Raw genomic sequence first — 14,474 nt, forward strand, 5'->3', positions numbered from 1 at the left:
CACTCGGGGGCCGCAGGCGGTGTGTCCTTCCAGCCACAGCCCTTCGGCTCGCTTCCCCATTGGCCGGGTGCGCCAGAACCGCGAGGTGATCGCCGCTCCCCTGCGTCGGGGGCAAACGCAGCTCACCTCTCTCAAATGTGAATAATCAGCTGATTTTTTTGTAACAGGCGGCCCGCAACCTCACGAAACAATGGCCATTCCCGTGAGTGAAAAATGACCGTGATGCATTCAATTCGTCGCACGTATAACTTTCCACACTGACTCGGTGAAGCGCCATCCATCCGTCCGAGGAAGCGCTTCGCCGGAAGGCCTTCCGAGGGGGGGGAAGGCCACAGCGGATGTGATGTCGCGAGGGCTGACTGAATGAGCGCTGTTGCCATGAGCATGGATGAGCCTCGTCGTCTCCTGGCGCTGTACAGGCTGGGGGTGCTCGATACCCCGGCGGAAGATCGCTTCGATCACATCGTCGCGATTGCCGCCAGCCTCTTCCACGTACCGTTGGTCGTGGTCGCGCTCACGGATGCGGAGCGTCACTGGTTCAAGGCGCGACATGGCTGGGACAGCACCTACGTGCCGCGCAATGAGGGCTTCTTCTGCCACGCGCTGAACGAGCCGGCGACCTTCGTCGTGACGGATGCCGCCTGGGACGACCGCTTCTTCGACCACCCGCTCGTCACGGAAGATCCGCGGGTGCGCTTCTTCGCCAGCCATGTGCTGCGCGCCCCGGACGGCAGCCCCGTCGGCACGCTGTGCCTCATGGACCATCGGCCCCGTGAGTTCTCGGAGGAGGATCGGTGCAGGCTCGCGAGCCTGTCCAACTGGGTGCGCATGGAGCTGGCCCCTTCCGGCTTGCAGCAGACGCGAGATGCGTTCCAGCTGGAGCGCTTCTTCGAGCTGTCCGTGGACATGCTTTGCATCAGCTCGCTGGAAGGGTACCTGCTCCGGTTCAATGACGCCCTGCTGCGCACCCTCGGCTATGGGCCCGAGGAGCTCCGGGCCCTGACGATGCAGGAGCTGATCCACCCGGAGGATCTGCCCGCGGTGAATGCGGAGATCCTGCGCACCGCTCAGGGGGAGACCCGGCTGAGCTTCGAGTACCGCATCCGCTGTCGCAACGGGGACTGGAAGTGGCTGCAGTGCAACTGCGCCTTCAACGCCAAGGAGGGCCTGTTCTACGCGGTGTCGAGAGATGTGACACAGCAGAAGAGGCTGGAGGCCGAGCGGCGCAGGGTGGAGCAGCTCAAGAACGAGTTCATCTCCACGGTGAGCCATGAGCTGCGCACGCCGCTGACGTCGATCCGAGGTGCGCTCAGCCTTCTGGAAGCAGGGGTGGTGGGGCCGCTACCGGAGACGGTGTCGGACATGGTGCACATCGCCAACAAGAACAGCGAGCGGCTGCTGCGTCTGATCAACGACATCCTGGATCTGGAGAAGGTCGAGGCGGGGCAGCTGGACTTCAGGTTGGAGCCGTTGGTGTTGTCGGAGCTGGTGACGCAGGCGGTGGAGGCTCATCAGGGCTACGCGGCGCAGTACGGTGTGGGGGTGGAGCTGCAGCTGAAAGCGCAGGGGGCGCGGGTGATGGTGGACGGGGACCGGTTCACCCAGGTGCTGGCCAACCTGCTGTCCAATGCCATCAAGTTCTCGCCCGCCGGAGGCCGGGTGCGCCTGCGTCTGGAGCGGCAGGAGGAGCTGCTGTGGGTGAGCGTGGAGGACCAGGGGCCGGGCATCCCAGAGGCGTTCCGCCATCGCATCTTCCAGAAGTTCGCGCAGGCGGATGGCTCGGACGCCCGGAAGAGGGGCGGCACGGGGCTGGGGTTGGCCATCGCGCGCTCGCTGGTGGAGCGCATGGGAGGCCGGCTGGACTTCACCACCCGGGAAGGTGTGGGTACTACCTTCCTGGTGGCGCTGTCCGAGCACCCGCCGCAGCGTTCGGAGAACGCCCCCGTGGAGGCTGAGTCTCCGTAGCTCCAGCACACTCCGATTTCCGGGTGAGCCCTCCCCACGAAAAGCGTGGAAGGCGCGCGGGTGACGTGCGACGGTCCGCGCGATGAAGATCGCCACCTGGAACGTGAACTCGGTGCGGGCTCGTCAGGAGCGCTTGCTCAACTGGCTGAAGAACCACCAGCCGGACGTGCTCTGCCTGCAGGAACTCAAGTGCGTGGAGAAGGACTTCCCGACGGAGGCCGTGCGCGAGCTGGGCTACCACGCGGCGTTGAACGGGCAGAAGACGTACAACGGCGTGGCCATCCTGTCGCGGACGGAGCCCCAGGACGTGCTCAAGGGGCTGTCGGACGACGTGGAGGATCCACAGGCGCGCGTGGTGGCCGCGACGGTGAACGGGGTGCGCGTGGTGAGCGTGTACGCGCCGAACGGGCAGGCGGTGGACTCGCCGGCGTACGAGTACAAGCTGGAGTGGTACACGCGGCTGCGGCGCTACCTGGACACGCGGCACAAGCCCAGCGAGCCCCTCGTGCTGTGCGGCGACTGGAACGTGGCCCCGGAGAACATCGACGTGTGGGATCCGGCGCTGTGGGAGGGGCAGACGCTCTTCACGCTGAAGGAGCGCGACGCGCTGCAGCGGCTGTGCGCGTTCGGCCTGACGGACACCTTCCGCAAGGTGCACCCGGACGAGAAGAAGTTCAGCTGGTGGGACTACCGGATGCTGGGCTTCCCGAAGAACCAGGGCCTGCGCATCGACCACCTGCTCGCCACCGCGCCGCTGGTGGAGCGGCTGACGAAGGCGGAGATTGACAGGGAGGAGCGCAAGGGCAAGCAACCCTCGGACCACGCGCCGGTGTGGGCCGAGTTCCGGGACTGACGCTCCGGCAAGGGGGCGAAGGAGCGGGCGTTCGAGGGGCGCGGGAAGAGCGGCCTCTTCGCACCGTGTCTTGGGAGTGAGAGAGTCCCGCTGACGATTTAGGGATGAGGACTCGATGGACTGCGACTGGCTCATCATCGGTTCGGGGTTCGGCGGGAGCGTGAGTGCGCTCCGGCTGACGGAGAAGGGCTATCGCGTCGTGATGCTGGAGAAGGGCCGGCGCCTCCAGGCGAAGGACTTCCCCAAGACGAACTGGAACCTGAAGCGGTGGCTGTGGATGCCGCGGCTCGGCTGGCGCGGGCTGTTCAAGATGACGTTCTTCCGCCACGTCACCGTGCTCTCCGGAGTGGGCGTGGGAGGCGGCTCGCTCGTCTACGCCAACACCCTGCCTGTCCCGAAGGACTACTTCTTCAAGAACGGCGAGTGGAGCCACCTGGCCGACTGGAAGCAGGAGCTCGCCCCGTACTACGAGAAGGCGCGGCGGATGCTCGGGGCCACGCTGAACCCGCTGAACACCTACCCGGATCAGATCATCCAGGAGGTGGGCAAGGAGATGGGCCGCACGGACTTCCAGCCCACCCACGTGGCCGTCTACTTCGGCCAGCCGAACGTCACCGTGCCGGATCCGTACTTCCAGGGTGAGGGCCCGGAGCGCACCGGCTGCAACTCCTGCGGCGGCTGCATGCTGGGCTGCCGCTTCGGCGCGAAGAACACCCTGGACAAGAACTACCTCTACCTCGCGGAGAAGCGCGGGCTGACCATCCACGCGGACACGGAGGTGACGTGGGTGCGTCCGCTGCAAGGCGGGGGCTACGAGGTGGAGGCGCTGGAAGGCGCGTCCGTCTTCTTCCGGCGCAGGCGGCGCTTCACCGCGCGCAACGTCATCTTCTCGGGGGGCGTGCTCGGGACGGTGGACCTGCTGCTGAAGCTCAAGGCGAGCCCCGATGGGCTGCCGCGGCTGTCGGACCGGCTGGGCGACTACGTCCGCACGAACTCCGAGGCGCTCATCGGCGTGGTGACGCCGAAGCGGGACAAGGATCTCTCCAAGGGCATCGCGATCGGCTCCATCCTCCACACGGATGACCACTCGCACCTGGAGCCGGTGCGCTACTCGGCGGGCTCGGGCTTCTTCCGGCTGCTCTCGGCGCCCTACGTCACCGGGCAGGGCATGGTGACGCGGCTGGCGCGGCTCATCGGCGTGATGCTGCGCCACCCGCTCAAGCTGCTCCGCGTGCTGGCGGCGCGCGACTACTCGAAGCAGGCCATCATCCTCCTCTACATGCGCACGCTCGACGGCTCCCTGAGCATGAAGCGTGGGCGCGGGCCGCTGACGGGGCTGCGCAAGGGGCTCGTCACGGCGCTGAAGGAGGGCCCGGCTCCCACGGCCAACATCCCCGAGGCCGCCGAGCTGGCCCGCCGCGTGGCGGACAAGGTGGACGGCATGCCCATGAGCCTGGTCAACGAGACGGTGCTGGGCATCCCCACGACGGCGCATATCCTCGGCGGGTGCTGCATGGGCGACTCGGCGCGCACGGGCGTCATCGACGCCCAGCACCGCGTGCATGGCTACGAGGGCCTGTACGTCATCGACGGCTCGGCGGTCTCTGCCAACCCGGGCGTCAACCCGTCGCTGACCATCACCGCGCTGGCCGAGCGCGCCATGACCTTCATCCCCGCGAAGCAGCAGCTCGAGCAGGGCCAGACGGACGCCCAGACGGAGCCGCCTCGACCCGCCGCCATCGCTCGCTGAGCTCGCGCTCGGGCGAAGAGGCTCAGAAGTTCACGACGAGCCGGTCCCAGGTCGCGCTCATGGGGACCTCGAGCACTCCGTCCTTCATGGAGCCCAGCTCCAGCGCGCCCGTGACCGAGCGCACCCCCTTGACGCCGTAGATGAACAGCGTCTCCCGCTGGCGCGTGAGGGGCAGGTTGCCCTGGACCTTCCGCTCCACCCAGAAGCGTCCCCGGTCCATGCCCCCGGTGAGGATGGAGGTCCGGGAGGCCCCGTACCCGTCGCCCTCGTCCTCGTAGAGCCGCGTGCGCAGGTCCGGGCCGGCGTGGATGTGCCACTCGAGGTAGTCCCAGTTGGCCGTCGTCGTGTGCGGCGCCGGCTTCGTGAGCGCGATGGCTCCTCCGGCCCGCAGCCACACGGGCACCGTGTCCAGCGGGCCGTCGGCGATGACGTGCTGGCCTCCCTCCCGCACCGCGCAGGCCCTCTCCAGGTTGGGCCACTCCAGCCACTGGCCCTTCGGCAGGTACACCATCCGCCTGGTGTGGCCCGGCTTCGTGATGGGCGCCACCAGCAGCTCCCTCCCGAAGAGGAACTGATCGAACGCGCGCAGCGCATCCAGGTCCGCCGGATCCAGCATGAGCAGCGGCCGCATCACCGGCAGCCCCGTCTCCGCCGCCTCCTGCATCAACGAGTACAGCGTGGGCAGCAGCCGGTACCGCCGCTCCATCGCCTCCTTCGCCAGCGCCAGGTGCTTGTCTCCGAAGCGCCAGGGCTCCTGGAAGGGCATCGGCTTGGCCGCGTGGTTGCGCATCAGCGGATAGAACGTCCCCAGCTGGGTCCACCGCGCCATCAGGTCCGCGCTCGGGCGGCCGATGAAGCCGGGGATGTCCACGCCCGTGAACGCCACCCCCGACAGCCCCAGGCCCATGAGCATCGGCATCGACAGCTCCAGGTGCTCCCAGTGGCTCGAGTTGTCTCCCGTCCACGCCGCCGCGTAGCGCTGCATGCCCGCATACCCCGCGCGCGTCAGCAGGAAGGGCCGGCGCTGCGGCGCGTACTGGCGGAAGCCCTCGAAGGCCGCCTTCGTCATCGCCAGCCCGTAGACGTTGTGCACCTCCAGGTGCCGCCGCTTCCCGTGCCTGGCCGCGTACGGCAGCGTCTTGCCCTCGCGCCGCCTGGCCTCCTCCATCCGCCCGCCCGTGGCCGCCACGCTCCCCGAGGCCTCGAGCAGCTCGAAGCACGCCGGCTCGTTCATGTCGTTCCAGAAGCCCGCGATGCCCTGCTCGAGGAACTCCTGGTGCCAGTTGCCCCACCAGCGCTGCACCTCCTCGCGGGTGAAGTCCGGGAACACCGCTGGCCGCGCCCACACCTCGCCCACCAGCACGTCCCCGCTGTCGGCGCGCACCAGGTAGTCCTGGGCCTTCGCCTCCTCGTACGTGACGTAGCCGGGCTCGGCCTTCACGTTGGGGTTGATGATGGGCACCAGGCGCACGCCCGCGCCGGCCGCCTCGCGCGTGAGCCCCTGCGGATCCGGGAACCGCGTGCGATCCCACGTCCACACCTTGTAGGCGTCCAGGTAGTCGATATCGAGGTACACCGCGTCCAGCGGCAGCCCGCGCGAGCGGTACGCCTGGATGACGCCTCGGATGTCGTCCGCGCTCTCGTAGCCCCAGCGCGACTGCTGCGCGCCCAGGCTCCACAGCGGCGGCAGCGGCGGGCGCCCCGTCAGCGTCACGTACCGCCGCACCACGTCCGCCGGGTGCGGCCCGACGATGAGGTACACGTCCAGCTCCGGGCCCCAGCTCTCCCAGCGCACCCGGTCCGGCTCTGCGTACGCCACGTCCACCTCGGAGCGCCACGTCTCGTCCAGGAAGAAGCCCCACGCGATGCCATCGCGCAGGCCCATGCTGAAGGGGATGGAGATGTAGAGCGGATCCGTGTCCGGGTGGTGCGGCATCACGTCCGTGTTCCAGAACGTGAAGCGCATGCCGCGCTTGTCGAGCGAGCCCACCTTCTCCCCGAAGCCCAGGTACGCCTCGTCCGGAGGGGCGTGCAGCGCCAGCCGCGCCCGGTGGTGGTTCACCGGCATGTGCGGCGAGGACTCTCCGGAGACCGACTCGCACCGCGCCAGCTCCCGGCCCTCCGCGTCCCGGAAGCGCCAGGTGCCCGTCGCCGCCGACAGCTCCAGCGAGGCGCCCTCCGCCGTGAGGTGGATCGTCTCTCCGTCGCGGCGGACCTCGAGGGGCCGCGCCTCGTCGGTGACCACCGCCCAGGACTGCTTGGGCGCCAATTGGGGGTGCGCGAAGCCCACGCCCGCCGAGGAGGGCGCGTGGCGGATGCGCAGCACTCCCGGTAGCGGGCACCGGACCTCGAGCGCGGCGCGCGCTCCCCAGAGGTGCAGGCGAGTGGGCTCGATGGCGGAGTCAGTGAGGCGCATGACCGCGATTGTATGGATGCTGGCCGATCAGGCGACTGCAATCGGAAGGACCGAGGGGGATGCAGGCGTTATCGCAGGAGTTTCGTGACGCAGTGCTCCGGATACCTGCTCCCAGGAGCCAGCCCTCGAGAGAGGGGCTCCGGGGCGGGAGCGGTGACGGCGAAACCCCAGGTGCGACGAGATGAGCAACCGGCCTGCCTGCCTCGGACCGGGAGGCCCGTGGCGCTCCCCGCGCTGCCTTCGAGCAGTGGGGAGCGCGGCGGTGCTCCTCCTGGCCCTCGGATGTGAACCCAAGGATTTCGGAAGGACGACCCCGACGATGAATGGACAGCGAGCAACCCGTTTGAACGACACCCTGGCCCGCCAGGGCCGGCTGGAGGCACGGCCTCGGGCATTGACGGTGGAAAGCCCCCAGCGCGGCAGGATGCCACTGGGACTGGGAGGCAAGCGTGACGGCTTCCTCTACGTGCCGGAGAGCTATCGCGCGGACCAGCCAGCGCCCCTGGTGGTGATGCTCCATGGGGCGGGGGGCCACGCGCAGCACGCCCTGGGCATCCTCCAGCCGCTCGCGGACGCACAGGGCCTCATCCTCGTGGCTCCGGACTCCCGGGGACCGACGTGGGATGTCATCCGCGGCGACTATGGCGCGGACGTCCTCTTCATCGACGCGGCGCTCGCCTGGGTCTTCGAGCACTACGCCGTGGACCCGGAGCGTGTCGCCATCGGCGGCTTCTCGGATGGCGCCTCGTATGCCCTGTCGCTGGGCATCTCCAACGGCGATCTGTTCACGCACGTCCTGGCTTTCTCGCCGGGGTTCGCCGCTCCGCGCGAGCAGCACGGCGAGCCGCGCATCTTCATCTCGCATGGGACGGAGGACGCGGTCCTCCCCATCGACCCTTGCAGCCGGCGCCTCGTGCCCCGGCTCGAAGGCGTGGGGTACGACGTGCTCTACCGCGAGTTCGAGGGGCCGCACACCGTCCCCGCGGAGATCGCGCGCGAGGCGGCGGAGTGGTTCCGGACCGCCTCGAACTGACACGCTCCCGTCGTGTCACTTCTTGCGGAGGACCTCGGCCGGCAGGTTGCGCCGGTGGGGATCGACGATGGCTGCCAGCACCAGCACCAGGGGCGTAGGCAGCATCACCAGTCCGAGGATGAAGAGGAACCGCAGGACGCGAACGAGGAATTGGAAGAGGGCGCGCACGTGTGCGCGCACCCCGGTAGGGCGAGTCATCATGAGCTACTCCGTGAGCTGAGAGGGAAGGCGTTCCAGGGACAGGGGCCTGGGACGGCTCAGCGCAGGAGGGCTCGGTGGACGATGAACAGCGGCTGCGGTGGACCCGGAGGGCGCGTCTCGGGCGCAGGACGCTCGGCGCGGACCCGTGTGTGGACCGGGCGCGGGTGTCCCGCCGTGGGCTGGGAATGCACGGCCGTCGGGGCCGCCCGAGGCTGCTTCGCGGAGGTGGCGCGCTGCTCGACGGAGAGCGTCACCTCGGCCCGGACCGCGGGAAGCGCATGCGCCGGCACCGCGCCCAGCGCGATCGCCAGGCTGGTCAATCCCAGCCTCAGCCAGCGGCTCATGCGGTGCGGAGGTCCGTGCATGTGGGGTTCAACGTAGCCACAGGCCCATTTCTGTCAAACCTGCCCGGCGGCAGAGAGCTCCTCCGCCCAGGTGGCATGGCTCGCGTGGGACTTGGACGCGGGGCATGCTGCGAGGCGGAGGAGCACGGATGGAGCACTTCGAGCAGGTACAGACACTGAGCACGGAGGCGCTGCGACAGCTCCTGGTGACCGGCAGCGCGCGTGAGCGGATCTGGGCCGCCTGGTCGCTCGGGCTTCGGCTCGGGTCCGCAGCGCAGCCGGAGCTCCTTCAGGCCTCGCGCCGTGAGCCGGATGCGGGGGCGCGCCGCCACACTGCGGAAGCGGGTGCCCGTGGAGCAGGAGCCGGATCTGCGGCGCAGGTGGCTGAAGTCCTGGCACGAACTGGAAGGCGAGGGCCCCCTGCTGGCCTTCGCGGTATCCCAGCCCTCTGACCGGATCGAAGAGGTGTTCGCGGTCCTGCACGGCAAGGCGGGCGAGATCGCCTGGGAGAGCCTCGCGCCGCTCGTCGCGCTCGACGAGCCAGAGGCCGAGAAGCGCGTGCTCACGTGGCTGAAGCTTCCAGGCGCTCCGGCTGCGGCTCGAGAGTGGCTGCTCTCCCTGGCGCTCCGAGAGACAGAGCCGCGGATGCCCTGGGAGCCCCGCGCCATGCAGGCCTGGCAGGTCGTGAGGACCGCGCGGCACCTGCTCCTGGAGGCGCTCGAGGGGATGAGTGCGCGGGAACTTGGGGCGGGGGAGTGGCCGCTGCTCTCTGGCCTTCGGGAACTGCTCGAGGCCAGGCCCGCCGATGAGAGAGAGGAGGAGGAGGAGTTCTTCGACGAGGCTCAGGACATGTGGGTCTACGGCCCAAGTGTCGAGACCCAGCTGCTGCAGCGGCTCCAGCAACTCCTCTCCGAGCGCGTGGGATGACCGCCTGAGCAGGTCCGAAGAAGGGCTTGCACCCAGAAGGGAGGCGCCCTGTGCGCGGAGCGTTGCCCAACTGGTATGACAAGTAGACCAGTTCGGACAAAGACCGGCGGCGTCTCGCTGCCGCAGCTGAAGCAGATCATGCCGCACCTGTCGGATGCGCGGGCGCGCGAGTGCCTGCCGCACCTCAACAAGGCCATGCAGGAGGCGGGCATCAACACGCCGAAGCGGCAGGCGGCCTTCCTGGCCCAGCTGGCGCACGAGAGTGGTGAGTTCCGCTACTTCGAGGAGCTGGCCTCGGGCGCGGCGTACGAGGGCCGCAAGGACCTGGGCAACACCCAACCGGGTGATGGCGTGCGCTACAAGGGCCGCGGGCCCATCCAGCTGACCGGCCGCGCCAACTACCGGGCGGCGGGCAAGGCGCTGGGCATCGAGCTCGAGGGCAACCCCAAGCGCGCCGCGGACGTGGACGTGGGCTTCCGCACCGCCGCGTGGTTCTGGAACAGCCGCAACCTGAACACCTACGCGGACGCGGGCAACTTCCGTGAAGTCACCCGCCGCATCAATGGCGGCTACAACGGCATGGCCAGCCGCGAGGCCTACTACGCCCGCGCCAGGCAGGTCCTCGGCGCGTAGCCCACGGTCCGCGGTGCCCTCGCGTCCATGCCTGACGCGGGGGCATACCGAGGTGGCCGGGTTCGCTCAGAAGCGGACCTGGATCTCGTAGCGGCGGTTCTTCGCCTTCTTGGCCGCCGTGTCGTCCGGCTTCACGAGCATCTGCTCCGAGCCGCGCCCCAGCGCGATGATCTCGCCGCTGGGAATGCCGCGAGCCACCAGCTCCTTGACGATGACGGCGGCTCGCTTCTGGCTCAGCTCCTTGTTCTTCGCCGCGTCGCCGGTCGAGTCGGTGTGGCCGGACACCTCGAACTTGTAGTTCTTCACCCCTCCGGAATCGAGCTGCTTCTTGGCGTCGACCAGGGCGGCCGTCAGCTTCTTGAGCTTCTGGTCACAGCCGGCCTCCAGCACGTCCGTGCCGGACTTGAAGCTGCACTGGTTCTTGCTCGCCTCCTGCTTGAGCTTGGAGTTGATCTTCTTCTCCAGCGCGCCCTTGCCCGCGTCGCCCGCCGCCTTCTTGAGCTGATCGAGCGGGCCCTGCGCGAGCGCCACCCCGGGAGCCGCCAGCAGCGACACCGCCATCCACAGCGCCTTCAACCTCATACGTACCTCCGGTGAAAACAGGTGCAGCGCGCCAAGGCTGCCCCGGAGCGCCGCGCTCGTCCATGAGGATGAAGCGCCCCACGGAGGTTGGCGTCCCCGGGCTGACGGAGCAGGATGCGCCGCCCGCCACCCTGGAGGACGAGTACCCGTGAGCACGGAACGCAATGAGCGATGGCAGCAGCTGCTGTCTGGTCACCGCCTGGGCTCCACCCGCCCGCCCGAGTCCCATGACGAGCGGACCGAGTATGACAAGGACTATGACCGCATCGTCTTCTCCAGCGCCTTCCGAAGGCTGCATGACAAGACGCAGGTGTTCCCGCTCTCGACGAGCGACTACACGCGGACGCGGCTGACCCACAGCATCGAGGCCTCGTGCGTGGGGCGCACGCTGGGCCAGCTCGCGGGCAAGGCCTTGGGCCGCCAGGACGTGAAGGTGGAGCCGTCCCACCTGGGCACCCTCGTCGCCGCGGCCTGCCTGGCGCATGACATCGGCAACCCGCCGTTCGGCCACTCGGGAGAGGCGGCCATCCAGCACTGGGTCGAGCAGAAGCTGAAGCCCTGGTCGCCCGAGCCCGCTGGCGACGGCCCCCCGAGCCCGTTCGCCACCGAGGCCGAGTGGAAGGATCTGCTGAGCTTCGAGGGCAACGCGCAGGGCTTCCGTATCCTCAACCGGCTCCAGTCTCGCGAGCGCCAGGGCGGGCTGCGCTACACCGTCGCGACCATCGGGGCCATGAGCAAGTACCCGCGGCCCTCCGTCATCCCGGGCCGGGAGCGGGACAAGCGCCGCGTCTCGGAGAAGAAGTTCGGATACTTCCAGGACGACGCGGAGCTGGCGCGCGAGGCGTTCCAGCGGCTCGGCCTTCAGGAGCGCGAGCCGGGAGTCTTCGCCCGCCACCCGCTGGCCTTCCTCGTCGAGGCCGCGGATGACATCTGCTACGCGATCATCGACCTGGAGGACTCGGCCATGCTGGGCCTCATCCCGATGGAGCAGGCGTGCGCGCTGCTCGAAGGCGCGGCGCGGATCCGCAACGGCTACATCCCCCCGTCGGAGCTCCAGCCCGAGAGCCGCCTGGGCGCGCTGCGCTCGAGCGCCATCGGCGTGCTCATCCAGGAGTGCGTGGGTGTGTTCTCCGAGGTGGTGAAGGAGATGGAGCAGGGGAGCTGGGAGCAGTCGCTCGCCTCCGTCAGGGAGCCCGTGCGCGCCACGCTCAAGCAGATCACCGGCATCACCCGCGAGAAGGGCTACGAGAGCGAGCGCGTCCTGCAGATCGAGAGCGCGGGCTTCAAGACACTCGGAGGCCTGCTGGACATGTTCGCCTCCGCCGTCGTCACGGACTCACCCAACAAGGAGGAGAAGAAGCTGCGCCAGCTCCTCCCCCTGGAGTTCCTCCAGCGCCCCGGACCGCACCAGCCGGACCGCGACGATGCCATCCGCCGCCTCACTCCGTACCAGCGCCTGCTGTGCGTCACCGACTACGTCTCCGGCATGACCGACGGCTTCGCCGTGGAGCTCTACCAGCGGCTGTCGGGCATCAAACTCCCCGCGTAGGCGCCGCGCGCGCTCGGAGACAGGTGCCACTGGGTTGCAATATCAGGAAACTGCAAAATTGCGACAACGCGATAACTGAAGACTTACACGTAAAAGAGAGCATTTCGACTTAGCAGGGATTGACCGTAATGAGTGGCGCCGGTACCTTCACGCGCCGTCTCACCTGGCGCCCCGTGGCGCCACGCATCCCCCAATCCCCCGAGAGGTCGAATGAAGCGCATCAAGCAAGCTGCGTGCACCTTCTCCTTCCTGGCCGTCACCGCGTGCGGTGGCATGGAAGGCCAGGAGTTCCCGGTCGAAGAGGTGAAGGAGGAGATCGGCCAGACGGCCCAGCTCCTGCGGAGCAGCCGTCCCGTCCCCGGGCAGTACATCGTCGTGCTGAAGGACCTCAAGGGCGTGGCGCAGGTGGGCCCGGAGGGCGTCGCGCAGGAGATGGCGCTGAAGACGGGTGGCCAGGTGCTCCACACCTATAAGTCGGCGCTCAAGGGCTTCGCGATGAAGCTGTCCGAGGCCGAGGTCCAGAAGCTGCTCCAGGATCCGCGCGTGGCCTACGTGCAGGAGAACGGCTACAAGCAGGTGGTGGGGACCCAGACGGGCGCCACCTGGGGCATCGACCGCACGGACCAGCGCAACCGGCCGCTGAACAGCACCTACAACTACGCGAACACGGCGAGCAACGTTCACGCGTACATCATCGACACCGGCATGCGGCTGACGCACCAGCAGTACACGGGCCGCGTGGGCAACGGCTTCGACGCCATCACCGCGGGCGGCAACGCCAACGACTGCCACGGCCACGGCACGCACGTGGCGGGCACGGTGGGCGGCACCACGTGGGGCATCGCCAAGGGCGTGACGCTGCACCCGATCCGCGTGCTGGACTGCTCCGGCTACGGCGATGACGCGCAGGTCATCGCGGGCGTGGACTGGGTGACGGCCAATCACGTCAAGCCGGCCGTGGCCAACATGAGCCTCGGCGGCGACCCCTCGCAGCCGCTGGATGACGCGATCGCCAACTCCATCGCCGCGGGCGTGGTGTACGCCGTCGCCGCGGGCAACGACAGCTCGAGCGCCTGCAACTACTCTCCGGCCCGCCTGCCGACGGCCATCACCGTGGGCTCCACCACCAGCTCGGACGCGCGCTCCTCGTTCTCGAACTACGGCACCTGCGTGGACATCTTCGCGCCGGGCTCCAGCATCACCTCGGCCTCGTCCAGCAGCGACACGGGCAGCACCAGCATGAGCGGCACCTCGATGGCCAGCCCCCACGTGGCCGGCGTCGCGGCGCTCTACCTGAGCGAGAACCCCGCTGCCACGCCGCAGCAGGTGCGTGACGCGCTGGTGAACAACGGCACCGCGGGCGTGGTGGGCAGCCCCGGCACGGGCTCGCCCAACGTGCTGCTCTACAGCGGCTTCATCGGCGGCGGCACGCCGGGCGACACCACGGCGCCCTCCACCTCCATCACCGCGCCGGCGGGCGGCTCCACGCTGAGCGGCGTCACCACCATCAGCGCCAGCGCCTCGGACAACGTGGGCGTGGCGAAGGTGGAGTTCTACGCGGGCACCACGCTGCTGGGCACTGACACCTCCGCGCCGTACAGCTTCGACTGGAACACCTCGGCGGTGATCAACGGCGGCTACTCGCTGACCACGAAGGCCTTCGACACGTCCGGCAACACGGCCACCTCGGCCGCGGTGGCCGTGACGGTGAGCAACACCACGGGCAGCTGCACCAGCGCGCAGCAGCTCCTGCTCAACCCGGGCTTCGAGAGCGGCAACGTGAACTGGTCGGCCTCCACGGGCGTCATCACCAGCTCGACGAACGGCAGCGCCGCCCGCACGGGGAGCTACAGGGCCTGGCTGAACGGCTACGGCACCACGAGGACGGAGTACGCCTACCAGGACATCTCCATCCCGGCGACGGCCTGCAACGCCTCGCTCAGCTTCTGGCTGCTGATCACCACCTCGGAGACCACGACGGCCACGGCGTACGACAAGCTCACCGTGACGGTCCGCAACACCGCGGGCACCACGCTGGCGACGCTGGCCACCTACAGCAACCTGAACAAGGGCTCGGCCTACGTGCAGCGGACGTTCGATCTGTCCGCGTACAAGGGCCAGACGATCCGCGTGTACTTCAACGGCACCGAGGACTCGTCGCTGGCGACGAGCTTCTTCATCGATGACACCGCGGTGAACATCACCCAGTAGTCATCGCCAA

The 14,474-nt window shown here is 68.8% G+C and carries 11 protein-coding genes and 1 pseudogene; 8 read left to right on the forward strand and 4 right to left on the reverse strand.

Annotated features, from left to right (window positions below; all coding sequences use genetic code 11):
* Window positions 1-378: 378 nt before the first annotated feature.
* The 3 genes from KY572_RS17075 to KY572_RS17085 all read left to right on the forward strand — a co-directional run bounded on the left by KY572_RS17075 (window position 379) and on the right by KY572_RS17085 (window position 4,568).
* Entirely contained in the window at window positions 379-1,965 is a 1,587-nt protein-coding gene (locus tag KY572_RS17075) for an ATP-binding protein (protein WP_224243758.1), read from the forward strand.
* 82 nt (window positions 1,966-2,047) lie between these two features.
* Entirely contained in the window at window positions 2,048-2,818 is a 771-nt protein-coding gene (xth, locus tag KY572_RS17080) for an exodeoxyribonuclease III (RefSeq protein WP_224243760.1), read from the forward strand.
* A 115-nt stretch (window positions 2,819-2,933) separates the two neighbouring features.
* Window positions 2,934-4,568: a GMC oxidoreductase gene (locus KY572_RS17085; protein WP_224243762.1), complete on the forward strand. Its 1,635-nt coding sequence runs from the start codon at window positions 2,934-2,936 to the stop codon at window positions 4,566-4,568.
* Window positions 4,569-4,590: 22 nt separating this feature from the next.
* Here KY572_RS17085 and KY572_RS17090 read toward each other — a convergent pair whose 3' ends face one another.
* Window positions 4,591-6,984: a glycoside hydrolase family 31 protein gene (locus KY572_RS17090; RefSeq protein ID WP_224243763.1), complete on the reverse strand. Its 2,394-nt coding sequence runs from the start codon at window positions 6,982-6,984 to the stop codon at window positions 4,591-4,593.
* Between the two features lie 343 nt (window positions 6,985-7,327).
* Here KY572_RS17090 and KY572_RS17095 point away from each other — a divergent pair, with 343 nt between their 5' ends.
* Window positions 7,328-8,017, forward strand: a complete 690-nt coding sequence (locus KY572_RS17095; RefSeq protein WP_224243764.1) for an alpha/beta hydrolase — start codon at window positions 7,328-7,330, stop codon at window positions 8,015-8,017.
* 15 nt (window positions 8,018-8,032) lie between these two features.
* Here the strand turns inward: KY572_RS17095 and KY572_RS17100 are convergent, their stop codons facing one another.
* Both KY572_RS17100 and KY572_RS17105 read right to left on the reverse strand, forming a co-directional pair.
* On the reverse strand, window positions 8,033-8,218 hold the full coding sequence (locus tag KY572_RS17100) for a hypothetical protein (RefSeq protein ID WP_224243767.1): 186 nt from the start codon (window positions 8,216-8,218) through the stop codon (window positions 8,033-8,035).
* 56 nt (window positions 8,219-8,274) lie between these two features.
* Window positions 8,275-8,583, reverse strand: coding sequence for a hypothetical protein (locus tag KY572_RS17105; protein ID WP_224243769.1), 309 nt, complete (start codon window positions 8,581-8,583; stop codon window positions 8,275-8,277).
* Window positions 8,584-8,865: 282 nt separating this feature from the next.
* Between KY572_RS17105 and KY572_RS17110 the strand changes: the two genes are divergently transcribed.
* Both KY572_RS17110 and KY572_RS17115 read left to right on the forward strand, forming a co-directional pair.
* Window positions 8,866-9,489 (forward strand): hypothetical protein, encoded by a 624-nt coding sequence (locus KY572_RS17110; protein WP_224243771.1) that lies wholly within the window; start codon window positions 8,866-8,868, stop codon window positions 9,487-9,489.
* A gap of 123 nt (window positions 9,490-9,612) precedes the next feature.
* Window positions 9,613-10,122: pseudogene (locus tag KY572_RS17115) on the forward strand (glycoside hydrolase family 19 protein); the annotation flags it as partial.
* 66 nt (window positions 10,123-10,188) lie between these two features.
* Here the strand turns inward: KY572_RS17115 and KY572_RS17120 are convergent.
* Window positions 10,189-10,704: an OmpA family protein gene (locus KY572_RS17120; RefSeq protein ID WP_224243773.1), complete on the reverse strand. Its 516-nt coding sequence runs from the start codon at window positions 10,702-10,704 to the stop codon at window positions 10,189-10,191.
* Window positions 10,705-10,852: 148 nt separating this feature from the next.
* Between KY572_RS17120 and dgt the strand changes: the two genes are divergently transcribed.
* Together dgt and KY572_RS17130 are read left to right on the forward strand one after the other, a co-directional pair.
* Window positions 10,853-12,253, forward strand: coding sequence for a dGTP triphosphohydrolase (gene dgt / locus KY572_RS17125; RefSeq protein ID WP_224243774.1), 1,401 nt, complete (start codon window positions 10,853-10,855; stop codon window positions 12,251-12,253).
* A gap of 210 nt (window positions 12,254-12,463) precedes the next feature.
* Complete coding sequence (locus KY572_RS17130) at window positions 12,464-14,464, forward strand: S8 family serine peptidase (RefSeq protein ID WP_224243775.1); 2,001 nt, start codon at window positions 12,464-12,466, stop codon at window positions 14,462-14,464.
* The last annotated feature ends 10 nt before the right edge of the window (window positions 14,465-14,474 follow it).

The sequence above is a fragment of the Hyalangium gracile genome (assembly GCF_020103725.1).
Taxonomy (GTDB): domain Bacteria; phylum Myxococcota; class Myxococcia; order Myxococcales; family Myxococcaceae; genus Hyalangium; species Hyalangium gracile.